At 72.6% G+C, this 23,772-nt stretch carries 12 protein-coding genes; 3 read left to right on the forward strand and 9 right to left on the reverse strand.

Annotated elements, in window-relative coordinates:
* Nucleotides 1-58: 58 nt before the first annotated feature.
* Nucleotides 59-925 carry an SDR family NAD(P)-dependent oxidoreductase gene (locus RIU97_RS03700; RefSeq protein ID WP_404953308.1) on the reverse strand — a complete coding sequence of 289 codons (867 nt, stop codon included), beginning with the start codon at nt 923-925 and terminating at the stop codon, nt 59-61.
* Between the two features lie 89 nt (nt 926-1,014).
* Here RIU97_RS03700 and RIU97_RS03705 point away from each other — a divergent pair, with 89 nt between their 5' ends.
* Nucleotides 1,015-1,482 (forward strand): MarR family winged helix-turn-helix transcriptional regulator, encoded by a 468-nt coding sequence (locus RIU97_RS03705; protein WP_404953309.1) that lies wholly within the window; start codon nt 1,015-1,017, stop codon nt 1,480-1,482.
* On the opposite strand, the gene RIU97_RS03710 is transcribed toward RIU97_RS03705, so the two are convergent.
* Nucleotides 1,451-2,098, reverse strand: coding sequence for a TetR/AcrR family transcriptional regulator (locus tag RIU97_RS03710; protein WP_404953310.1), 648 nt, complete (start codon nt 2,096-2,098; stop codon nt 1,451-1,453). The two genes, RIU97_RS03705 and RIU97_RS03710, sit on opposite strands and share 32 nt — an antisense overlap.
* 63 nt (nt 2,099-2,161) lie before the next feature.
* On the opposite strand from RIU97_RS03710, the gene RIU97_RS03715 reads away from it, so the two are divergent.
* Nucleotides 2,162-3,766, forward strand: a complete 1,605-nt coding sequence (locus RIU97_RS03715) for an FAD-binding oxidoreductase (RefSeq protein ID WP_404953311.1) — start codon at nt 2,162-2,164, stop codon at nt 3,764-3,766.
* A 169-nt stretch (nt 3,767-3,935) separates the two neighbouring features.
* Here the strand turns inward: RIU97_RS03715 and RIU97_RS03720 are convergent, their stop codons facing one another.
* The 5 genes from RIU97_RS03720 to RIU97_RS03740 form a co-directional block, all read right to left on the reverse strand.
* Nucleotides 3,936-4,829, reverse strand: a complete 894-nt coding sequence (locus tag RIU97_RS03720; protein WP_404953312.1) for a geranyl diphosphate 2-C-methyltransferase — start codon at nt 4,827-4,829, stop codon at nt 3,936-3,938.
* Nucleotides 4,830-4,843: 14 nt separating this feature from the next.
* Nucleotides 4,844-6,130, reverse strand: coding sequence for a family 2 encapsulin nanocompartment cargo protein terpene cyclase (locus tag RIU97_RS03725; RefSeq protein WP_404953313.1), 1,287 nt, complete (start codon nt 6,128-6,130; stop codon nt 4,844-4,846).
* Between the two features lie 209 nt (nt 6,131-6,339).
* Nucleotides 6,340-7,752, reverse strand: a complete 1,413-nt coding sequence (locus RIU97_RS03730) for a family 2B encapsulin nanocompartment shell protein (RefSeq protein WP_404953314.1) — start codon at nt 7,750-7,752, stop codon at nt 6,340-6,342.
* A 286-nt stretch (nt 7,753-8,038) separates the two neighbouring features.
* Nucleotides 8,039-9,607 carry an amidohydrolase gene (locus tag RIU97_RS03735; protein ID WP_404953315.1) on the reverse strand — a complete coding sequence of 523 codons (1,569 nt, stop codon included), beginning with the start codon at nt 9,605-9,607 and terminating at the stop codon, nt 8,039-8,041.
* A gap of 39 nt (nt 9,608-9,646) precedes the next feature.
* Nucleotides 9,647-9,859 (reverse strand): MbtH family protein, encoded by a 213-nt coding sequence (locus RIU97_RS03740; RefSeq protein WP_404953316.1) that lies wholly within the window; start codon nt 9,857-9,859, stop codon nt 9,647-9,649.
* Nucleotides 9,860-9,952: 93 nt separating this feature from the next.
* Here RIU97_RS03740 and RIU97_RS03745 point away from each other — a divergent pair, with 93 nt between their 5' ends.
* Nucleotides 9,953-11,077 (forward strand): alpha/beta fold hydrolase, encoded by a 1,125-nt coding sequence (locus RIU97_RS03745; RefSeq protein WP_404953317.1) that lies wholly within the window; start codon nt 9,953-9,955, stop codon nt 11,075-11,077.
* A gap of 24 nt (nt 11,078-11,101) precedes the next feature.
* Here the strand turns inward: RIU97_RS03745 and RIU97_RS03750 are convergent, their stop codons facing one another.
* Together RIU97_RS03750 and RIU97_RS03755 are read right to left on the reverse strand one after the other, a co-directional pair.
* The gene (locus tag RIU97_RS03750) at nt 11,102-12,805 is read right to left on the reverse strand and encodes an ABC transporter ATP-binding protein (protein ID WP_404953318.1); all 1,704 of its coding nucleotides are present in this window, start codon (nt 12,803-12,805) and stop codon (nt 11,102-11,104) included.
* A complete protein-coding gene (locus tag RIU97_RS03755; protein ID WP_404953320.1) occupies nt 12,792-23,759 on the reverse strand; it encodes an amino acid adenylation domain-containing protein in 10,968 nt (3,655 codons plus the stop codon). The genes RIU97_RS03750 and RIU97_RS03755 overlap by 14 nt, the downstream gene beginning before the upstream one ends.
* Nucleotides 23,760-23,772: the final 13 nt, after the last annotated feature.

The raw sequence follows: 23,772 nt of genomic DNA on the forward strand, positions 1-23,772 counted from the left end.
ATGATGACCCGGTTCCGGCCGGAGCACAGATCGGGCGCCCCGGCCCGGTCCTCACCGGTCAGGAGACCCAGGTTCCGGTCATGCCGACGACCGCCGAGCCGTCCTGGTCCGCCAGCTTGTTGCCGGTGAAGTCGCGGGCCCACTGCGAGGTCTGGATGCGGAACGCGGGCCGGTCGACGGTCAGCGCCTCCATCACGGACTCGGCCGCGCCGGCCGGGGTCTGGGCGCCGTCCAGGAACTGGCCGACCGTGCGCTCGACGTAGTGGCGCAGCGCGTCGGCGTACGGGCCGGCCGCGGCGATCCGGCCTTCGACGTCGAGCCCGATGTTGTTGACGAACTCCGTGGCCACGGCGCCCGGCTCGATGACGGACACGCTCACGCCGACGGCGCCCGCGACGGGAGCCAGGCTCTCCATGTACCCCTCGACGGCGAACTTCGCGGCGCAGTAGGCCTCGTTGAAGGGCTGGCCGATGACGCCGCCGACGCTGGTGACCGTGATCAGGCGGCCGCCGGTGGCCCGCAGGTGCGGCAGTGCGGCCTTGGAGACGTTCAGCACGCCGAAGAAGTTGACCTCCATGACCTCGCGGACGTCGGCGACGGTTTCGAGTTCGAGGGTGCCGACGTGCCCCGCGCCCGCGTTGTTCACGACCGCGTCCAGGCGGCCGTAGTCGGCGATCACGCCGTCGACGGCGGCGGCGACGGACGCCTCGTCGACGACGTCGACCCGGCGGATGTCGAGCTCGACGCCCGCCTCGGCGGCCGCCTTGCGCATGGCGTCGGCCTTGCCGGTGTCACGCAGCGTGGCGACGGTGCGCCAGCCGGCCCGGGCGGCGGCGATGGCCGCCGCCAGGCCGATTCCGGAGGAGGTACCGGTGATCAAGACGGTACGGAGGGAGGCGTCGGGGGTGGTGGGGAGGGTCGACATGGCGGTCACCTTTCACGGAACGTGATTTATGTGCGTGCACACACACCATAAAGTTATGTGCGTGCGCACGCAACCTCTAGACTGCCGACATGCCGAAGAAGCTCACCGAAGCCGAGATGCCGGCGGCCGACTACGCCTTCTACGGGCTCGTCTGGGCCGGCACCACGCTGACCGACCGCGTCGACCGGGCCCTGGTGAAGGCGCATGACCTGCCCGTGTCCTGGTTCGAGGTCATGCTGTGGCTGGCCTCCAGCCCCGATCCCGTGCCCGCCTCCGTCCTCGGCAACAGCACGCTGCTCAGCCGCAGCCAGGTCTCCCGGGTGGTGGACGCCCTCCAGACCCGGGGCCTGGCGACCCGCACGCCCTCGGCGCGTGACGCCCGGTCGGTGGAGGTCTCCCTCACGGAGGCGGGACGCACGCTCTTCACCGAGGCGGACGCCACCCGGCGCGAGGCCCTGGCCCCGGTCTTCACCGAGCTCCTCGACGAGCGGGACATGGAGGCGCTGGGGACCGTGTGGCGCAAGCTCAAGGCCGAGAAGGGCCGCCTTCAGGGCTGAGGGTGGCGGCGGCCGCGAAGAGGCGCGCGCAGCGCCGGGTCATGGCCTCCGGGGACTGCTCCGGGTGCTTGACCCACCAGCGGACGAGGGTGGCCACCAGGTCCCGCCAGACGTACTTGAGCGCGTCGGCGTCCAGCGGGTCGGTGGATCCGGCCGCGCTCAGCAGGTCGGCGGTGCCGCCGGCGGCGAGCCCGTCGATGGCCGCCCAGTACTCCGAAGCCCGGCGGGCGGCCTCGCCGCCGGGCGGCAGCGTGGTGTCGTACAGCACGAACCACGCCTCCCGTCGCCCCTCCAGGGCGGCGAAGATCCCCTGGAGCACGCGCAGCGGAGTGTGCGGCGCGGTCCCGTCAGGGCCCATCGCCGTACGGATCGCGTCCAGCAGCCGGTCCCCGACGGGGACCAGGCAGGCGACGTACAGATCCTCCTTGGTCCCGAAGTACTGGTGCAGCAGCGTCTTGGTGACGCCCACCCGCGCGGCGATCGCGGGGAGGGACGCGGCCGCGTAGCCGCGCGCCCCGAACTCCTCCGTCGCGGCCTCCAGCATCTGCCGGCGGCGGTGCTCCCGCGGGACTCCCTTGGTGCCGGCCTTGGACGAAAATGCCGATGGGGTTGCCATGGGCCGATATTATCAGTAGGTAATTTACCGCTAGGTAAATTACCTCGACCCCTGGAGTGCCCCATGACCGGCACCACCGCGCAGCCGACGTCCCGCGCCCGCTCCTGGTGGGGCTGGGGGTGGGCCGACGCCCATCCCGACGACGCCGAATGCGCCGCGATGGGCGCCCTCCTCCCCGGTACCCTCGCCCGGCCGCTCCCCGTTCCCCGGGTCGGCGATCTGGCCATTGGGGCCCCTTCCGTGGAGGCGCCGGGCAGCCTCGCCCACCTGGTCACCGCAGATCCCGCGGACCGCGCCGCCCACGCCATGGGCAAGGCCTACCGCGACGTGATGCGCGCCCTTCGGGGGCGGCCCGGCCGGATCCCCGACCTCGTCGCCCGCCCGCTGGACGACCGGGACGTGGCCGACCTGCTGGACTGGGCCGGTGAGCGGCGGGTCGCCGTCGTCCCGTACGGCGGGGGCTCCTCGGTCACCGGCGGCGTGGAGTACCGCGGCGACGCCCACCGGGCGGTGCTGTCCCTCGACCTGACGGCCATGGACCGCGTCGTGGAGGTCGACACCGAGAGCCGGTCCGCACGCATCCAGGCCGGCACCCTCGGGCCCAGCCTGGAGGACCAGCTCCGGCCGCACGGCCTCACTCTGCGGCACTTCCCGCAGAGCTTCGAGTTCTCCACCCTCGGCGGCTGGCTCGCCACCCGCGCCGGCGGCCACTACGCCACCGGCCGCACGCACATCGACGACTTCGTGCAGTCGCTGCGCGTGGTCACCCCGGCCGGCACCAGCGACTCGTGGCGGCTGCCCGCCTCCGGGGCCGGCCCCTCCCCCGACCGCCTGTTCCTGGGCTCCGAGGGGGCCCTCGGCATCATCACCGAGGCATGGGTCCGGCTGCAGGAACGCCCCCGCCACAAGGCGTCCGCCGCTGTCGCCTTCGCCGACTTCCACGACGCGCTCCGGGCGGTGCGGGCGATCGCGCAGTCCGACCTCTCCCCCGCCAACTGCCGTCTGCTGGACGCCGGTGAGGCCGCGCTGTCCGACGCGGCACGGGACGGCTGCGCCGTGCTGGTGCTGGGGTTCGAGTCGGCGGACGAACCGGTGACCGCCCGGCTCGAACGGGCCGTCGCCCTGGCCCGCTCGCACGGCGGCCGGTACGACGGGACCGCCGGCCGGGACGACGCGCCGAACGGTGACGCGGCCGTGCGCGCCTGGCGCTCGGCCTTCCTCCGGATGCCCTACCTGCGCGACGGCCTGGCCAGGATGGGCGCCGTCGCGGAGACCTTCGAAACGGCCGCCACCTGGGACCGGATCCCCGGCCTGATCGACGCGGTGCGCACCGAGGTCGGCGCGGCGGCCCTCAAGGCCACCGGACACCCCGCCACCGTCAACTGCCGTCTGACGCACGTGTATCCGGACGGCGCGGCCCCGTACTTCACCGTCCTCGCCGCCGGCCGGAACGGCGACGAGGTCGCCCTGTGGGACGATCTCAAGGCCGTCGCGGGCGAGGTCCTGCACCAACACCGGGCCACCATCACCCACCACCACGCCGTCGGCCGGGACCACCGGCCGGACTACGACCGCCAGCGCCCCGAGCCCTTCGCCCTCGCGCTGCGGGCCGCGAAGGGGGCGCTCGACCCGCGGGGCATCCTCAACCCCGGCGTGCTCGTGGACTGACCGTTCCGGCGAGCGGCGGGTGGGGCCGGGTCCGCCGGGGGGCGGATCCGGCACCACGGGCCGGCGCTCGGTCGGACGCGGTCGGTCAGAGGCGGTCGGTCAGAGGCGGTCGGTCAGAGGCGGTCGGTCAGAGGCGGTCGGTCGGACGCGGTCGGTCAGACGCGGTCGGTCAGACGCGGTCGGCGGCGATCAGCACGTACTGGAAGGAGCCGTCCTTGTAGGACTCGATGAACGCCTCCTCGATGCCGGTGACCAGCGAGGACGTGGCCCGCAGCTCCCAGTAGGGCAGCGTCTCGGGGGTCAGGTCGATGACGGCCTGCGGTACGAGACGGTTGTCGGCCATGGCGCGCAGGTACTCGCGGCGGGAGTGGATGTTGCACTCGAAGTGCATGTTGATCTGGGAGACCCACTTCGAGGGCTGGCCGTACCGCGGGTTCCAGCAGCCGGTGATGGTCACGTAGCGGCCGCCGACCTGGAGGACCCGGGAGTGCTCGGCGAAGAGGTCGTGCAGGTCGACGTACATGCTCGACTCGTTGTTCCACGAGGCCGCGGCCTGCCCGGTCTCGAAGGGCGTGCTGAGCATGTTGCAGACGCGGGCGCGGACGTGGTCCTCGATACCGAGCTCGCGGGCGCGCTGGTTGGCGAAGTCTGCCTGCTTGGCCGACAGGGTGACGCCCTCGACCTTGCATCCGAAGCGCTGGTGAGCCATGACCATCGAGCCGCCGCGGCCGCAGCCGGCGTCCACGAGGGTGTCCTCGCGCCCGATGGGGCCGAGGTGGTTCAGGAGGACCTCGGCCTGCGCCGACTCCAGCCGGTGGAGCTCGGCGACCAGCTTCTTCTCGTACTCGCTGTCGGCGGCGTCACCGAGGGCGGCGTGGTCGACGTCGCCGATGCCGTAGTGGTGGTGGTAAAGGCCGTCGACGTCGCCGAGGCGCAGGTTCACGGGCCTGGCCTCGTTGTTCCAGTAACGGGCGATGTCCCCCTGGTAGGGCGTCGCCGGGGAGGGAATGATCACGGCCGGGTCGGCAGAGGTGGCGGCGGTGGTGAGATCGGTGCTGGTCACGAATAGATCCATCCTTACCAGAAGTCGGGCAGGCTGTAGCGATAGGCGTTGGTCTGGTGCCAGTAGTGGTTGCCGTCGACCCACACGGCCACGCCCCGCAGGAAGCGCAGCACGCTCGGGACGGGGCAGGCGGCCGCCAGGGCGGCGGATTCGGCTTCGAACTCGTGCATGAGGTCGTTGTGGACCTCGACCGCCTTCAGGTAGGCCTCCCGCTCGGACATGTCCTCGCGTTCGGCGATCACCACGGGCAGGTTCAGGTGCCGGCCGGGGCTGGCTTGTTCCTTGGTGTAGGAGTAGAGGTCGTTGACGATCGTGGTGGCGTTGCCCGCGAGCGCGATGACCCGCTGCATGGCGGCCGGCGCGTGGAGGTCCGCGGGCAGTTCGTAGCCGCCGACGGTGTCGGTGATGGTCGGGCAGGGGCGGAAGTTGTTGAACTGGCGCATCGCCAGGTACTCCCACACCTCGGGGACGTGGTCCGTCTGGGCCCAGGCCGCCTCGGCGAGGTACCCCATGTGCAGACGGGCCATGTCGTGCCGGAACCGGTCGGCCTGCGAGGGACTGGCCATCCGGAGGAAGTACTCCATGGCGGAGCGGTAGGCGCGCCGGGGCGCGTCCGAGTGGAGCGACTGCGCCCACTCCGGCTGGTACTCCTTCGTCGTGTGGAGGGGGTCGAGGGCGGTGTGCGCCATCAGGAGGCGGCCGCCCAGGCCGATGGGCGAACCGCCGTGGTCCTCGCAGTAGCAGTCGTCGACGGCGTTCTCGGCGACCATCAGCCGGGTGGCGAGCATCAGGTGCTCGACGGTGGGGGCGTCCGGATGGCAGGCCACCATGTAACGCCCGACGGAGAAACCGTCGAACTCGCCCTCCCAGTCGTCGGGGTACAGGTCGACCTCGTCCACCGCCCAGTCCTTGATCCTGCGACTGACCTCCTCCACCCGTGCGGGATCGGGCTCCTGGATCGGGTGGTAGTAAAGGCCGGGGATCGGACGGCCCGGCACCGGCTCTTCGGACGCCGGTGCAGCCGGTGCCGCCGGCGGCTCCTCGGCCCGAGCGGCCAGGTGCAGGCTCGCCGTGCCCAGCCCGCTGGGTCCGCGCAGGATCCGTTCCAGGGCCGGGCTGGCCGGGGGCAGTTGTACGGGCATCTCTGCGGGCAGCTCTACGGGCGCTTCCGCGGGCTCGGTGGACAGGACGCCGGCGGCCTCGATGCCGGAGGCCAGGGCGTTGGCGAAGGCGTGGGCCCCGAAACGGGCCGCAGCGGCAGGCAGGCTCGACTGCAGAGGGGAAGGCCCGGGCTCGGGCATCCGTGGCTCCTTGCTGGGGTGGGTGGGCTGTCCCGGATCCCGGGCGCGCTCGGCCGGCCCGGAACGATCCGGGCCGGACCGTCGTGGCCGTCGGGCGGGTCCGCTGGGCGGGTGTCCGGTGGATCAGGGCCGGAGGGCACGGCGGCAGGTGCAACGGCCCTGGCCCGGCCGTGATCCCCGGCCGTGGCCCCCGGCCGTCCCAGGTCGCGCTAGTCGCGCCTGCGGGCGATCTGTACGTTCTCCAGCACGCCGAGCGCGTCGGGCACCAGGATGGCGGCGGAGTAGTAGGCGGTGACCAGGTAGGAGATGATCGACTTCTCGTCGATGCCCATGAACCGCACCGACAGGCCGGGCTCGTACTCCTCCGGCAGACCGGTCTGGCGCAGACCGATGACGCCCTGGTTGTCCTCGCCGGTTCGCATGACGAGGACCGAGCTGGTGTTCTCCTTGCTGATCGGGATCTTGTTGCAGGGCAGGATCGGGACCCCGCGCCAGGCCGGGACCTGCTGCCCGCCCACGTCGACGTGGTCCGGGTAGAGGCCGCGGGAGTTGAACTCGCGCCCGATCGCCGCGATCGCCCTGGGGTGGGCGAGGAAGAACTTGGAGCCGCGGCGGCGGCAGAGCAGCTCGTCGAGGTCGTCCGGGGTGGGCGGGCCGGAGTGGGTCTGGATCCGCTGCTTGAAGGCGGCGTTGTGGAGCAGGCCGAACTCCCGGTTGTTGATCAGCTCGTGCTCCTGGCGCTCGCGCAGCGCCTCGATGGTGAGCCTGAGCTGCTCCTCGGTCTGGTTGTGCGGCCCGTTGTAGAGGTCGGCGACCCTGGTGTGGATCCGCAGGACGGTCTGCGCGATGGAGAGCTCGTACTCGCGGGGCTTGAGCTCGTAGTCGACGAAGGCACCGGGCAGTTCGGCCTCGCCCGTGTGGCCGGCCGACATGGCGATCTCTGCCTCGCCGTGCTTGTTCTGCCGCTGGTGGGGAAGCGAGCTGAACCGCTGGACGTGGGCCTGGAGGCTCGGCGCCGCGGACAGCACGGCGGCGAACCCGGCCCGGGACAGGGTGAGCAGGGTGCCGGGCGTCTCGGCGGTGGCGGTGTAGTCCCAAACGGCGTCCGCGTCCAGCAGGGCGTTCTCGCCGAACTGCTCGCCGTCGGCGAGTACGGCGACGGCGACCGCGTCACCGTACTTCCCGACGGAGGTCTGGTTGATCCGGCCGTGGGCGATCAGGTGGATCTGGTCGGCCGGGGTACCGCGTTCGACCAGCACCTCACCGGCCCGGAAGTCGCGCTGGACGCACCGGCCGGCGAGCGCAGCCAGCACCTCCTCGTCCTCGAAGCCGCGCAGCAGGGCGAGTTCGCCGAGCTCGCGGGGGATCACCCGGACGTCGCCGCCGTCCTGGATGAACTCGATGCGCCCGTCGCCGACGGTGTAGCTGAGCCGGCGGTTCACCCGGTAGGTGCCGCCCTTGGTCTCCACCCAGGGGAGCATGCGCAGCAGCCACCGGGAGGTGATCTCCTGCATCTGCGGGGCGGACTTGGTCGTGCTGGCAAGGTTGCGGGCGGCGGCCGTGCTCAGGCTGGACTGCTGGGTCGTTTCCAGCTGCGTTTCCGGGCTCGTGTCAACAGTCATCGGTCGAGCTCTCCTTCGTAAGGGCGGTGATCGGCATCTGTGCACGTCACCGGTGAAAGAGGAAAAAGAGGGTGAATATTCGGGAATCCGTCCAGATCCCGGGGAACAGTAACGGCGGGTGCGGACGGCTGGCCCTGACGCGCCGCCCTCATTACCTCGATGCAGTGATCTCGACCCGCAGTACGTTTGCCCAGGCGACCGACGCTATTCGGCCACGCGCGTCGGGGGCCACACGGCGAAGGCCCGCCGCGCCCGTGGGGGCGCGGCGGGCCTTCAGACCGCCGGACTACTTTCCGCTCTCGCGTCCGTCGACGTACGTGGCCACCACCTCGATGTCGCCGATGCGCGAGACGTCGACGCGCCGCGGGTCGTCGCCGAGCACGACCAGGTCGGCGCGCTTGCCCGGGGCGAGACTGCCCGCGCGGTCCTCCCAGTGGCAGGCGTAGGCGCCGGCGACGGTGTAGGCGTGCAGGGCCTCGTCGACGGTGATGCCCTCGTCCGGGCCGATCAGCCGGCCGGATCCGGAGGCGCGCTCGACCATGAACTGGATGGCCCGCAGCGGGGAGCCGTTCGTCACCGGCCGGTCGGAGCTGCCGACCAGGGTGATTCCGTGGTCGAGGAATCCCCTGCCCCGGTACAGCCAGGGCGCCCGCTCGGCGCCCATGATCGCCGCGTAGTCGTCGCCGAAGTAGCGCAGGAAGCCGGGCTGGACGACGGCGCTCACTCCCAGTCGCGCGATGCGCGGGAGCTGGTCGGGACGGATCAGGCCGGCGTGCTCGATACGGTGCCGGGCGCCGGGGCGGGGCCGCAGCCGCTGGGCCCGTTCCAGGGCGTCCAGGGCCACGTCGGCCGCGCGGTCGCCGATGGCGTGCACGGCGAGCTGCCAGCCGGCGAGGTGGCCGTCCACGATCGACCGGTCGAGCACCTCGGGGTCGTCCTGCAACTGGCCGGCGTGGTCGAGCCCTTCGTACGGGGCGCTCAGGGCGGCGGTACGGGCCATCATGCCGCCGTCGGTGAAGATCTTCAGTGCGCCCACGGAGAGCCAGTCGTCGCCGAAGCCGGTGCGCAGGCCGAGGTCGAGGGCCCTGGGGATGCCGTCGGCCTCGTGCGCGCCGACCGGCCGCAGCCGGTCGGCGGAGACCATCAGCTGGACCCGCAGCGGCAGCAGGCCCTTCTCGCGGGCGAGTTGGTAGGCGCCCAGTTCGACCGGGGTGTGGCCGAAGAGGGCGCCGCCGATGCCCGCCTCGGCGCAGGCGGTGATGCCCTCGGCCAGGCAGGTGCGGGCGGCGCGTCCGATGGACTCGGCCACCTCCTCCTGGGAGTAGGGCAGTCGCAGCGCGCGGGCGGCGCCCATCGCGCCCTCGGCGAGGAAGCCGTTCTCGTGCGGGACGTCCGCGGCGAGCAGTTGCAGGACGGCGGTGTTGACGACGCAGCCGTGCCCGGAGTCGTGCAGCAGGTACAGCTTGTGGCCCTGGCTGACGGTGTCCAGTTCGGCGGCCGTCAGGTGGCGCCCCAGCGCCCGCTGGTCGTAGCCGACGATGCTCACCCAGGATCCGGGCGAGTTCTTCCGGGCGACGGCTTCCGCCACGACGGCGAGCGCTTCGTCGATCCGCGTGCAGCCCGCGATGCTCGGGGTGTTCTGCGTGAAGCCGGTCCAGGGCAGGTGCACGTGCGCGTCGATGAACCCGGGGAGCACGGTGGCGCCCTGAAGGTCGATCACCTCGCGCGCGGGCAGGGAGGCCACGGCTTCGTCCAGGCCGACGATCCGGCCGTGCCAGATGCCCAGTTGGTGGGCGACCGGATGGTCCGGGTCCATGGTGAGGAAGCGGGCGTTGATCAGCTTGGTGCACAGCATGGGTGGTGTCGTCCCCCTGTTGGTGGCGTCCGGAGCGGGTCAGGCGTCCGTCGACCGCGCGAGGGAACGGGGGCGCAGGTCGGTCCAGTTGGCTTCGATGAAGTCCAGGCACGCCCCCCGGGTGTTCTCGTCGAAGACGGTCGTCCACCCGCCGGGCACCTCGGCGAAGGACGGCCACAGCGAGTGCTGGCCCTCGTGGTTCACCAGCACGAGGAAGCGGCCCTCGGCGTCGTCGAAGGGGTTGGTGCTCACGGTCGGTACCTCCCGGGAACGTGATGATTAGGTTAGGCTCGCCTAATTCGAAAGAGCTTAGTCTTTCCCCTTGCCGCTCACAAGGAGATCCGCATGCGCCTGACCGATCCCGTCTCCGGCCGCGGGGCCGGCACGGACCGCTCCTTCGCCGCGTACGGACTGCCCGGCGATCCCGGCACCGAGGCGTTCTGGGCGGCCGCGGGGGCGCCGGCGTCGGTCCGTGCCGACGACGGGAGTTGGGTGACCCTGTTCCTGTGGCGGGGCGCTCCGGCGAGCATCGGGTTCGAGAGCTGGTCGGAGCCGGTACCCCTGCGCCGGTGGGCCGGCACGGACTGCTGGTACGCCGAGGTCCCCATGCCCGCGCGGCTGCGCGTGACCTACCAGTTCCTCGTCGACGGCACCGCGCACGCCGACCCGTTCAACCCGGCCGGTGCGGGCGGCGACCGGTCCATCGCCGCGACCCCCGACGCTCCCGCCCAGCCGCACTGGCCCCTCGTCGACCCCGGCGGAGACGACGTACTGCCCCTCCCGCGCACCCGGGTCCGCTGGGCCGGCGAACGGCTCGGCGGCCGGCGCACCGTACGGGTCCACGCGGCGGGCGGTGGCGGTCCGGTGGTCCTGCTGCTCGACGGGGACGACTGGCTGTACCTGCATCCGGCCGTGACCGCCTTCGACTCGGCCGTCGCCAGCGGCGAGATGCCCCCGGTGACCCTCGTCTTCCTGCCGGTCCGGGACCGGGAGGCCGAGTTCGGGTGCAGGCCCGAGCTGTGGGAGGGGGTCCGGGACGAACTGCTGCCGCTGGTGGCGGAGACCGGCCTGCCCGCGGACCTGGACCGTCTGGTGGTCGCCGGACAGAGCCTCGGCGGACTGAGCGCGCTGTACGCGGCGCTGGAGTTCCCGGACCTGGTGTCCCGGGTCGCCTGCCAGTCGCCGTCGTTCTGGTGGACGCCCGGCGCCCCCGACCTGGCGGACCCCTTGGGCGGCCCGGTCGGCGGCGCCCTCGGCGCGCGCCTGCGGGAGCGCCCCGACCTGTCCGGTCTGCGGATCGCCTTCGACGTGGGGGAACACGAAAGGCGGATGCTGCCCCACTGCGAGCTGGTCGAGACCCTGACCGAACGGGCCGGTGCGACCGTACGGGTGTCCCGTTCGGCGTCCGGCCACGACCGGGCGGGCTGGCGCCACGCCCTGCTCAGGGACGTCGCCTGGGCGCTCGTCTAGACCGTCCCCTTCGGATCCCTCCGCTCACCGGGCCACCGCCAGGCAGTACTCCTCGTCGGTGGCAAGCAGGTTGCGGTGGGTGCCCTCGGCGGTGATGGCCCCGTCGTCCAGGACGAGGACACGGTCGGCGGCGTCCAGGAGGGCCGGACTGCCGGTGATCACGACGGTGGTGCGGCCCCGGCGCAGCTCCGCGATGTTGCGCGCGATGAGCTGTTCCGTGACCGCGTCGACGGCGGTCGTCGGGTCGTGCAGGACGAGGATGTCGCTGTCGGCGGCGAGGGCGCGGGCCAGGGACAGCCGCTGCCGCTGTCCGCCGGAGAGGTTCGCCCCCCGGTCGCGGACCCCGTAGTCGAGCCCTTCGCGGTGCAGGGCGACGACGTCGGTCAGCAGGGAGGCCTCGACGGCCTCGGCGAGCGTGCGGCTGGTGCCCGACGGGTCGATGTTCGTGCGGAGGGTGCCCGCGAAGATCTCCCCCTCGTACGGGTTCACCAGCATGTGCTCGCGGACCGCCTCGACCGACAGGCCGGCGATGTCCTCCCCGCTGACCCGCACCACTCCCTCGTACGCGTCCGGCGGGATCTTGACGGCCAGGATCGAGACGAGGTCGGCCGCGGAGCGCGGCTGGTAGACGGCGATCGCCACGAACTCGCCGGCCCGGACCTGGAACTTCAGCTCGCGCAGGGACCCGTACCGGACGCAGTCGATCTCCAGGTCCCCGCCCGCGGCCGGGCGCTCCGGCCCCGAGGCCGTCACCGGTGGCGCGGCCAGCACCAGCGCCATCCGCTCGGCCGAAGCGCGGGCCATCATCACGTACTTGGGCATGTCCGAGAACATCTTGAGCGGTTCCATGATGAACTGGGCCAGCCCGACGGCCATGACGAGTTCGCCGATGGTGATCCGGCCGTCGAACGCCAGCCAGCCCGCCGTCAGGGTCACGGAGACGGCGAGGACGGCGTTCAGGGCCATGGCGGTGCCCGCGTACGCGCCGTTCGCCAGGGCCACGGTGACCGCCTGCTGCTTCGCCTCCGTGCTGACCTTCCGGTAGGAGCGGAAGGCGGCGTGGTTGCCGCCGAACCCGTGCAGCGGGCGCAGGCCGGTGATCAGGTCGGCGACCTTCGCGCCCGCCCTCGCGACCCGGGCCTGCTGTTCGCGGGTGCTGGAGCCGATCCGTTTGGACATCACGCTCAGGATCGACAGGATCGCCACGGTTCCCACGATCACGAGCAGGCCGAGCCGCAGGTCGGCGAGCCCCAGGGCGACCGCCGCGACCAGCACCGCGACCAGCGAACTGATCAGCAGTGGCACCACCTCGATGATGTCGGCGGTCTGGTCGGCGTCCTCGGTGGCGATGGTCAGCACCTCGCCCGACTTGAGGTCGACGTCCCTGGCCACCGGCTGGAGTCCGCAGTCCGCGACGCGCACCCGCCAGCGGTGCGCCTCGGTCGTGTTGGCCTTCTGCAGGATGCGCATGCCGAACCGCCACGACAGCGACACGGTCGTGATGATCACGGCGAGCGCGGCGACGGACACGGCGAGCGCGCCGAGGCTGCGCTCCCCCCGCATCGTGTGCTCGACGATCAGGCCGAGTGCGATGGGGAAGGCGGTCTCACCGGCCTGGTAGAGGCCCATGAGGACGGTGCCCCAGGTCATGGCGCCGACGTTGCGGCGCAGTGCGGTACGGAGGATGTCGGACCCCACGGGGGGCCGCTGCGTGTCAGGAGTCTTCATCGAGGTGACGGGCAATCGCTTCCGGGGTGCGCAGGGTGAACAGATCGCGGATCGTGATCACAGGACCGTACTCGCGGCGGAGCAGCCCGATCAGCCGCACCGCCAGCATGGAGTGTCCTCCGAGGGACACGAAGTCGCTCACCGCGCTCACCTCGTCATCGTCCAGGTCCAGTGCCTCTGCGAAGAACTCGCACACGACGGTCTCGGTCTCGGTCTCCGGGCCGCGCTCCCCCGCCGTCGTCAGCGCGCCGAGCGGCTTGGCCTCGGGCAACGCCTTGGTGTCGGCCTTCCCGTTCACCGTCAGCGGGATGCCGTCGACCTGGGCGTAGTGGGTCGGGCGCAGGAAGTCCGGCAGCGCGGCGCCCACTTGGGCGGCTACCGCGGCCAGTTCGCCGCCTTCCAGCACGAGATAGGCGGCCAGCCGGTACGCGCCGTCGACCTGCGGGTCGGGCTGGGCGACCGCGGCGACGAAGCGGACCGCCGGGTGCGCGGCGAACGCGGCCTCGACCTCGCCCAGTTCGACGCGGTGGCCCCGGATCTTGACCTGCTGGTCGGTGCGGCCGAGGTACATCAGGTTCCCGTCGGGCCGCCGGAGCACGAGGTCCCCGGTGCGGTACATCCGCTCGCCCGGCGCGCCGAACGGGCAGGCGACGAACCGGTCCGCCGTCTGGCCGGGCCGGCCGAGGTAGCCGCGGGCGATGCCGATGCCCGCCACGTACAGCTCGCCGGGGACTCCGTCCGGCAGCGGGCGCAGCCACGGGTCCAGTACGTACACGTCGGTGTTGTCGATCGGAACGCCCACCACCGGGTCCTGGCATTCGAAGGTGCCGACGCCGAGGGTGTTGATGGTGTACTCGGTGGGTCCGTACAGGTTGTAGCCGGCGGTCCCCCCGGTCTCCGCGAGCCGCTGCCACAGCGTCGGGGTGACGGCTTCGCCGCCCAGCAGCACCAGGGCGGGCCGCCGCGCAGGGTTGTCGAGCAGACCCTCGGCCACCAGCTGCTGCGCGTAGGTCGGGGTCACGTTGATGACGTCGATCCCGTGCTCGAGGCAGTATTCGACGAGCCGGGGGGCGTCGCGGCGCAGTTCCTCGTCGCAGATGTGCACCTCGTGGCCGTCGGCGAGCCACAGCAGTTCCTCCCACGACATGTCGAAGGCGAAGGACACGGTGTGCGCGATGCGGAAGATCCGGTGGCCGTGCTCGGCCAGCACCGGCTCGAAGATCCGGCGCTGGTGGTTGATCAGCATGTTGGTCAGCCCGGCGTACTCGGTCACCACGCCCTTCGGGCGCCCGGTCGATCCGGAGGTGTAGATCGTGTACGCGGAGTGCCGCAGGCGGTCGGGGTCGTCGGGGGCGAACGTCACGACCGGTTCGGCCTCGGGGAGGGGCCGGTCCAGCTCGATCAGGTCGCCGGTCAGCCGGGGCGACACGGCGCTCACGGTGAGGATCACGTCGGGGCGGGCGTCCGCGACGATCGCCGCGATCCGCTCGTCCGGGTGGTCCAGCTCCAGCGGCACGTACGCGGCGCCGGTGCGGAGTACGGCGAACAGCGCCACGATCGAGTCGAGGGAGCGCGGGACGGCGAGGGCCACGGTCTTCTCGGGGCCGATGCCGCGCCGGGCGAGGACGCCCGCCACGGCGCGGCTGCGGTCCCGGAGGCCGGCGAAGGTCATGGTGCGGCCGTCGGCGACGAGCGCGACCCGCTGCGGGTCGCGGTCCGCCGCCCGGTCGAAGCGGTCGACCACGGTGTCCGTGCCGATGCCGGTGCGGTCGCCCGGGCCGGGCCGCGGTTCCAGGCCGGGCAGCGCGCCCACCGGGCCGGTGGACCGGGCGAGGTCGTCGAGCACGCGCAGGTAGTCGTCGAGGAGCCGGCGGGCGCCCTCCGTGTCGTGGTCGCGGTACTCCAGTTTGACCGTGAGCCGGTCGCCGGGCGTGACGACCCAGGTGAAGGGGTAGTGCGTGGAGTCGTCGGCGCGCACGGCGGTGATGCCGTGCCGGGTGTTCATCTCGGCGAACGCGTCCATGTCCAGGAAGTTCTGGAGCACGAACAGGTTGTCGAACAGGGTGTCGTGCCCGCTGGCCCGCTGGATCTCGCCGAGCCCGAGGTGCTCGTGCTCCATCGCCGCGACCCTCGCCGCCTGTACGGCCGACAGGTACGCACCGGCCGTGTCGCCGGGCCGGGCCCGTGTCCACATGGGCACGGTGTTGAGGAGTACGCCGACGATGTCGGACAGGCCCTCGCCCTCGCGGCCGGAGACGGTCACGCCGAACACGGCGTCGCTGCGGCCCGTGCGTGCCCCCAGGAGGAGGCCGAACGCGCCGGTCAGCACCGAGTTCAGCGTGACGCCGTGTGCCCTGGCCGCTTCCCGCAGCAGTTCCGACTGTTCGGCGGGGAGCGTGTGCACGAGGGTGCGCGGCAGGTCGTCCACGAGGGCCGGGGCCGGACCGGCCAGCAGCGTCGGGCCCGGGAGGCCCGTCAGGTGCTCCGCCCAGAAACGCTCCGAAACGGCCGCGTCCCTGGCGTCGAGCGCGCGTGCGTAGTCCTCGAAGCTCGGTGTCGCCGGCGCCGGGACGGGCAACTCGCCTGCGACGGCGGCCTGGTAGGCGTCGAACAGGTCGCGCAGCACGATCTCGCGGGACCAGCCGTCCCACAGCAGCAGGTGGTAGCTGAGCAGCAGGCCGTCGCGGTCGTCGGGCAGCCGTACCACGGTCAGCCGGATCAACGGCGGCTCACCCGGGTCGAATCCCGTGTCGCGGTCCCGGGCGAGCAGGGCGTCGACTTCCGCGTCCGTCGAGAGGGTGAGCGTACGGACGCCGACCCGCCGGCCCGCGGCGAGTACCTGTACGGCGTGGCCGTCGTCGTCGGTGGTGAAGCCGGCGCCCACCGCGGGGTGCCTCGCGATCACCCACGCCATCGCCTCGGCCAGCGCGTCGGTGTCCAGGCGCCGGTCGAAGGTGAACCAGCTCTGCGCGACGTAGTGTCCGGCCGGTCCGGCCAGCTGGGCCTGGAAGAACAGACCCCGTTGGAGCGGGGTGACCGGCGCCGTGCGCTCGGCGGTAGTGGAGGCGTCCGCGACCCGTTCCAGTGCCCGCCGCCAGTGCCCGGTGATCTCGTCGGGCACGCCTTCGGCGAGGGTGAAGGCCGCGTGCAGGCTGCCGGTGGCCGCGTCGGTCCACGCGTTGACCTCGACGGCGTACGGGCTGCCCTGGTCGCCGCCGGCCAGGTGCGGGGCCTGGGACTCGCTGCCTCGGCCGAGGTAGTTGAACAGCACCTGCGGGCGGGCGTCCAGCAGGGGGGCCGTCTGCGGGTTGAGGTACCTGAGCTGGCCGTAGGCGACGTGCGCCCGCTCGTCCGGCTGCCGTTCGGCCACCTCGCGGGCGGCCGCCACGGGGTCGGTGTGCGCGGTGAGGCGCACGGGCGCGATGGAGGTGAACCAGCCGACCGTACGGGTGTAGTCGTGGTGGGGCAGCACCGGGACCCGGCCGTGCCGCTCCAGGTCGACGGCGAGATCGGTGGGCGAGGGCTGTACGTGGGTCAGGGCGGTGCGCAGCGCGCCGCACAGCAGCTCGGTGAGCCCGATGCCGAGGGCGGCGGGTGCGGTACGCGTCACGAGGTCGCTGACGTCGGGCGGGAGCACCACCGTGGTCTCGCGCAGCCCCTCGACGGCGGGCAGCAACGGGGGCGCATGGAGGGTGGTGATCCAGTGCCCGAGGTCGTCGGTCACGTGGGCGGACCGGTACGCCAGTGCCTCCGCGTACTCGGCGTAGGAGGTGGTGGGCGGCGCCGGGACCGTGCCGCGCAGGGCGGCGGCCAGGTCGTCCAGCAGGACCAGCCAGGACACCGAGTCGACGGCCAGGTGGTGCACGGTGACCACCAGGGTCCGGCTCGCCTCCAGCCAGGTGAACGCGATGACGTCCCCGGCCTCGGGATCGAGCCGTCCGGCGGCTTCGTTCGCTGCGGTCGTCGCGGCAGTCGCCGCACCGGTGGCGTCGGCACCAGTGGCGTCGGCGGCATCGGCGGCGTCCACGCGTACGACGGTGACCGCGCGGGCGGGTTCGGTGCGCAGGGACCACACCCCGTGCTCGACGCGCAGCCGCATCCGCAGGGCCGGGTGGGCCGCCACGACGGCGTTCGCGGCGCGCTCGGCGTCGGCGAAGCCGGTGCCCTCGGCGGCCACGAGCGTCCGGGCCTGGGCGAACCGGGCGAGGGAGCCGCCCAGTTCCCGCTGGCGCAGGATGATCGGCGTGGGTGTCAGCGGGCCGTCCTCGCGGGCGGCGGGCGTGAGTGCGGGGGCCGGCGCCGCGGCCTGCGGGGTGCTCGTCGCCAGGTGTTCGGCGAGGGCGCGCGGGGTCTTGAGCAGGAACACGTCCCGGGGCGCGATGGTGAGGCCGAGCGCCCGGGCCCGGTTGACCACGGTGATGGCGAGGATGCTGTCGCCCCCGGCGCGGAAGAAGTCGGTGTCACCGTCCACGGCGACACCGGGCAGCGTCTCGGTGAAGATGCCGGCCAGCGCGGTGAGCGCGGAGCCGGTCGCGGCCACCGGGGTGTCGTGGTGTGCGGCCCGCTCGGCGAGGGTCTTGCGGTCCAGTTTGCCGTTGACCGTCAGCGGCAGGGCGTCGACCGGGAGGACCAGGCCGGGCACCATGTGCGCGGGCAGCTTCGCGGACAGCAGGCGGGTGAGGGCGGTGGTGTCCCCGTGGACCCGGCCCACGACGTGCGCGACCAGGTGGTCGCCGCTGTCCGCGACGGTCACGGCCACGTCGACCACGCCGTCGAGCTCCCTGATCGCGGACTCCACCTCGCCGAGCTCGATGCGGAAGCCCTTGAGCTGCACCTGGTCGTCGGCGCGGCCGGTGAACTCCAGTTCGCCGTCGAGGGTGCGGCGGGCGAGGTCGCCCGTGTGGTACATGCGGGAGCCGCCGCCCGCGAACGGGTCGGCCACGAACCGGCCCGCGGTGAGTCCGGGCCGGCCCAGGTAGCCGAGCGACACCTGGTCGCCGGCCACGTAGATGGCGCCCGCCCGGCCCGGCGGCACGGGCCGGAGCCGGTCGTCGAGCAGGTAGGTGACCAGGCCGGGGATCGGGGCGCCGATCGGGCTGACGTCGTCGCCGTGGTCGAAGTCCCCGTCGGTCAGGACCCGGTGGGTGACGTGGACGGTGGTCTCGGTGATGCCGTACATGTTGACCAGCTCGGGCGAAGCGGCGCCGTGCCGTTCGACCCAGCGGCGCAGCCGGCCGAGGTCCAGCGCCTCGCCTCCGAAGACGACCCGGCGCAGTGCGGGGAGCGGCTCGCCGGCCTGCCGGTCGGCCTCGATGAACTGGTAGAAGGCCGAGGGGGTCTGGTTGAGCACGGTCACTCCGCGCTCGCGCACCAGCCGGTGGAAGTCGACCGGGGAGCGGGTCAGTCCGTACTCGGGCACCAGCAGTTCGGCGCCGTGGGTGAGCGCGCCCCACAGCTCCCAGACCGCGAAGTCGAAGGAGTACGAGTGGAACTGGACCCATACGTCGTGCGGGCCGAAGTCCATGTCGGTCCGGGTGTTCGCGAGCAGGGTCACCACGCTGGAGTGCGGGACGACGACGCCCTTGGGCCGGCCGGTCGATCCGGACGTGTAGATCACGTACGCGGGATCGTGCCAGTCCGCCTGGGCCTCGGCCGGCGGTGGGGTGGTTTCCGGCGGAGCCTCGTCCCCCTGGACGAGTACGCGGGCCGGCACGCCCGCCCGGTCCAGCAACTGCGTGAAGCGGTCCCGCTGTTCACGGTCCACGAGCACGACCTGCGGAGCGGCGTCGGCGAGGACGTACTCCAGCCGTTCGTCCGGGTACGCGAGGTCGAGCGGCACGTACGCGCCGCCCGCGGTGACGATGGCGACCAGGGCGACGACCTGCTCCAGGGAGCGGGGTACGGCGACGGCGACCCGTTCGCCCGGCCGGACGCCGGCCGTGCGCAGGACCGAGGCCAACTCGTCCTTCGCCTGGGCCAGTTCGCTGTAGGTCAGTGAGCGGGCGGCTCCGTCGAGGGCGCACTGGGTGACGGCGGTGGCGGCCGGGTGCCGCTGCGCGGCGGCATCGAAGAGCGCGCCCAGGGTCGTCGGGCTGATCCGCGCGGGCCGCCGGGTGTCCTCGCGGGCCAGGCCGTCGACCAGGGCGTCCGGTCGGGTGAGCAGACCGGCGAGGGTGCGGGTGAAGGTGTGCAGGATCTCCCGCGCGGTCGCTTCCCGCAGCAGAGCCCCGTCGTAGATGAGGTTGAAGCGCGGACGGCCGTCGAGCGTGCGTTCCACCACGAGCGTCAACGGGTAGTGCGGGGCGCCTTCGTTCACGATGCCGGTGACGACGAGCGTGTCGTCGGGCCCCCGCAGGCCGGCGACGTCGGTCGCGACGTCGAATACCACCAGGGTGTCGAAGAGCGGTCCGGCGCCGGCCTGGCGGCCTGTGCGCGCCAGCGAGACGTGCTGGTGCGGCAGCACCGCGCTCTGGTGGTCCCGTACCGAGGCGAGCAGATCGCGCGCCGTGGTGCCCGCGGCCCACCGGGCGCGTACGGGGATCGTGTTGATGAACAGACCCACCATGTCGGCGATGCCGGGCACGTCCGCGTCGCGCCCGGACACCGTGGAGCCGAACACGACGTCCCTGCCCTGCAGGACGCTGCCGAGCGTCACCGCCCAGGCGCTGTGCACGGCCACGCTCAGCGGCACACCGGCCGACCGGGCGGCCTCGTCGATGTCGTCCTGCGGCTCCAGGGCCGTGTCGGCGAACCGGTCGGACGGGGTGTGCCCCTCGGCGACCAGCGAGGGGCCGGACAGCTCGGCGAGCTGCTCGCGCCACACCCGGTCGCTCTCGTCCTCGTCGCGCTCGGCGAGCCAGCGCACGTAGTCGGCGAAGCCGCCGAGCGGGTACACGGTGCCCGGCGCGTGGTACTCGGCGAGCAGCGCGCGGAGCATCGGCGGCACCGACCAGCCGTCGGCGATGATGTGGTGCACGGTCTGCACCAGGACGTCACGGCCGGAGCCCGCGCGGATGAGCGTGTATCGCATGAGCGGACCGGTGGCCAGGTCGAACCCGGCGCGACGGTCCCGCTCGGCGTGGTCGCGGATCTCCTCGTCGGTGATGCCGGGGCGGTCCAGCGTGGTGAACGGGGCCTCCACTCCGCTTTCCAGTACGGAGACCACGCGGCCGTCGGCGAGGGCCGTGAACCGGGCGGCCAGGTTGGGGAAGAGCGAGAGCAGCCTGGTGGCCGCCGCGGCGAGCCGGTCGGGGTCCACCTCCCCGTCCAGTCTCAGCAGCTGCTGCTCCACGTAGCTGCCCGCGGAGTCGTCGTCGAAGACCGAGTGGAAGTACAGGCCCTCCTGCAGGGGGGTCAACGGCAGGACGTCCCGCAGCGCGGGGCCGTCCAGGTCGTCGACGTCGGCCTGGGTGAGCGCCACCAGGCCGAAGTCACTGGGAGAGTGGCCGCCTTGGTCGAGTGCGGCCAGTCCGGCCAGGGCCTCCCGGAAGTACCCGCCGATGGCCGCGATGTCCGCGTCGGTGAACATCCCCTCGGGCCAGGAGATGGTGGTGGTCAGCTCGTACGCGCCGGCCGTCGAGGCCGGCTCCGCGATCGCGTTGAACTCCAGGGCGCGCGGCAGTCGCATCCGCGGGTCGCGCCGCTCCCCCAACTGGTCGGTGCTGCCAGCGAGTTCCCAGTCTCCGGAGGCTCCCGCCTCGAAGCGGCCCAGGTAGTTGAACAGGACCTGGGGCGCGGGCGCGTCGGACCCGGTGCCGCCGCTCAGGTACCGGAGGACGCCGTAGGAGAGGCCGTTGCCCGGAACCCGGGCGAGGTCTTCCTTGACCGCCTTGAGGGCGGTGGCCAGGTAGGCGGGCGCGGTGAGGTCGTCCGCCGGTCCGGGGTCGACGGTCACCGGGAAGAGGGTGGTGAACCAGCCGACGGTCCGGGAGAGCTCGGGGTCGAACCCGGCCGCGTCGGCCAGGAGGTGCCCTTCGCGGCCGTGGCCCTCCAGTTCGATGTGCGCGAACGTCTGGTCGTGCCCGAGGTCGCGGCGCCACCGGGCGAGCGTGACGGCGAGGGCGGTCAGCAGTACGTCGTTCGCGCCCGCGTGGAACCTGGCGGGAACCTCGCCGAGCAGCGCGGCCGTGACCTCGGGGCTGACCGAGACGGTGGTCGCCCGCTCCCGCTCGACGGTGTCGGCGGCGGCCGGTGCGCGCCTGCCCACCGGTGCGTCCGCCCCCGGCAGGGGTCGCTGGTAGTGGGCGCGGTCCTCGTCGAACGCCGCGCGCTCCAGCAACTGCGTCCAGCGCCGGAACGACGTGCCCACCGGCGGCAGTTCGACCGGTGTGCCCGCGGCGAACCGCTGCCACGCCGTGGCGAGGTCCTCCCGCAGGATCCGCCAGGACACGCCGTCGATCACCACGTGGTGGACGACCACGACCAGCTGGCGTGCCGCGCGGCGCCACACGGCCCGCAGCATCACGCCGTTGTCCGGGTCCAGTCCGGCGGTGGCGAGCGCGACGCACGCGTCGAGGGGCAGGTCGTCACCCTCCTGCCACCCCGGTGCGGTCCCGTCGGCCTCCGGGATGTCGAAGCTCCAGCGGTCGCCGCGCACCAGCCTGGCGCGCAGCATGTCGTGCCGTGCGACCACGGCGGCGAGGATCTCGTCGAGGGCCTCGGCGGTCAGGTCCGCCGGGGTGTTCAGCACCACCGACTGGACGAAGCCGTCGATGGCGTCCGTGGTCTCGCCGAGCCACCGCACGACGGGCGATCCCGCGGCGGAGCCGGTCGCGACGTCGCCGTGGTCCACGGCGGCCGCGTCTTCGCGGCTCGCCACGGCCGCCAGCGCGCCGATGACGCTGTTGGTGAAGATCTGCCGGGGTGTGACGTGGAGGCCCACGGTGCGCAGAGCGCTCAGCAGCGAGATGGCCAGGAGGCTGTCTCCGCCGAGCTGGAAGAAGTCCTGGTCGACGCCGACCTCGTCCAGTCGCAGCAGCGCCGCGACGGCCGCGCACACCAGGCGTTCGTTCTCGGTGGCCGGTGCGACGAGCGGGCCCGTGCCGAGCTCGGGTTCCGGCAGCGCGCCGCGGTCGAGCTTGCCGTTCGCGGTGAGCGGGAACTCCTTCATCACGACGACGTGGGTGGGCACCATGTACTCCACCATGTGCCCGGCGGCCCACGCCTTGACCTCGTCCGCCCGCAGGTCCTCGCTCCCGGCCGCCGGGATCACGTATCCCACGAGGTAGGTGCCGCCGGCCGTGTTCTTCTTCGCGAGGACGCAGGTGTGCCGTACGGCGGGGTGTTCCGCGAGGCCGACCTCGACGTCCTCGATCTCCAGGCGCATGCCGCGGATCTTGATCTGGTTGTCGGCGCGGCCGAGGAAGTCCAGCGAGCCGTCCGGGGCGAACCGTGCGAGGTCACCGGTCCGGTACAGCCGGGACCCGTCCCCGGCGAAGGGATCGGCGACGAAGCGGGAGGCGGTCAGACCGGGTGCACCCACGTATCCGCGCCCCAGGAGGAACCCTCCGACGTACAGTTCGCCGCCGACCCCGACCGGGACCGGGCGCAGTTCTTCGTCCAGGACGTACAGCTGGGTGTTGGGGTTGGCCTTGCCGATCGATGTGGACAGGCGTTCCGCCGCGCCCCGGTAGATGACGTGCGAGACGCCGATCGTCGTCTCGGCCGGGCCGTAGCCGTGGTACATGGGTATGTCGAGCCGGGTGCGGAACCGTTCGTACAGCTCCGGGGTCAGCACCTCGCCGCCGCACCACACGTGCCGCAGACTGTCCAGCCTCCCGGAGTCGCCCGCGATCTCCAGCAGCACGTCCAGCATGGACGAGACCAGGTAGGTGAAGGTGACGCGCTGCTCGGCGATCACGCCGAGCAGGTGGTGCGGGTCGCGTTCGCCGCCGGGGCGCAGGACCACCAGCCGGCCGCCGGACACCAGGGGCAGGAATATCTCGTTGATGGAGATGTCGAAGGACAGCGGCGCCTTGAACAGCGACGCGTCGTCGTGGCCGAAGTGCAGGATCTCGTCGACCTGCCACAGCAGGCGCTCGCTGATCGCTTCGTGCCGGATCATCGCGCCCTTGGGCCGTCCGGTCGAACCGGACGTGAAGATCACGTAGGCGAGCGCGTTGCCGGGGACGGTGATCCCGGTCCCGTCGCCGGAGTAGGAGCCGTACCGCCAGTCGCCGAGGTCGACGGCCACGGTCGGGGGTTCACCCGGGTCGGGCTCGCCCGGGCCGCTCAGCTGCAGTACGACGCGGGCGTCGTCGATGACGACGGCCCGGCGCGCGGCCGGCCACTGCGGGTCGAGCGGGACGAACGCGGCTCCTGCCTGGAGTACGCCGAGCAGGCCGATCACCATGTCGGCGGAGCGGCTCAGGGAGATGCCGACGACCTGTTCGGCGGTGATGCCGCGTTCGATCAGGTGGTGGGCCAACTGGCTGGAGAGTGCGGCTGCTTGACGGTAGGTCAACGAACGGTGTTCGTCGACTACGGCGACGGCGTCGGGCCTGGTCCGGGCCTGCTCGCGGAACATCTCCACGATGGTCGGGCGGACCCGGTCCGCTCCGGTGTCGTTCCATTCGGCCAGGCTCGCGAGCCTGGCCGCGACGCTGGACGGGCCGATGCTGCCGAGGGACCGGTCCGGGAAGTCGGCCAGGTCGTCCAGCGCGAGCTGCGCGTCGGCCGGTACGACGCCTTCGGGGACGGCGATGCTTCGGCCGTCCGCGCCGACCGCCCAACCGGGCGCCCCGGCACCACCGTTGTCGACCCATCCGAGGACGTCGGCGAACAGGGTGCCGGAGGTGAGCTCCATGCCGTCCGGACTCGGGCCCGTCGCCCAGTAAGACAGCCCGATGGCGCACGCGTGGGCGATGGTCCTGTCGGAGTAGTCGCCTGTTCGTCGGCGCACGCCGGCCAGGCGCGTGGGAGATAGCCGCACGAGACGAGCGGTCGGTTCCGTCATCGAAGACTCAACG

It is taken from the genome of Streptomyces sp. 147326, assembly GCF_045000215.1.
Lineage (GTDB): Bacteria > Actinomycetota > Actinomycetes > Streptomycetales > Streptomycetaceae > Streptomyces.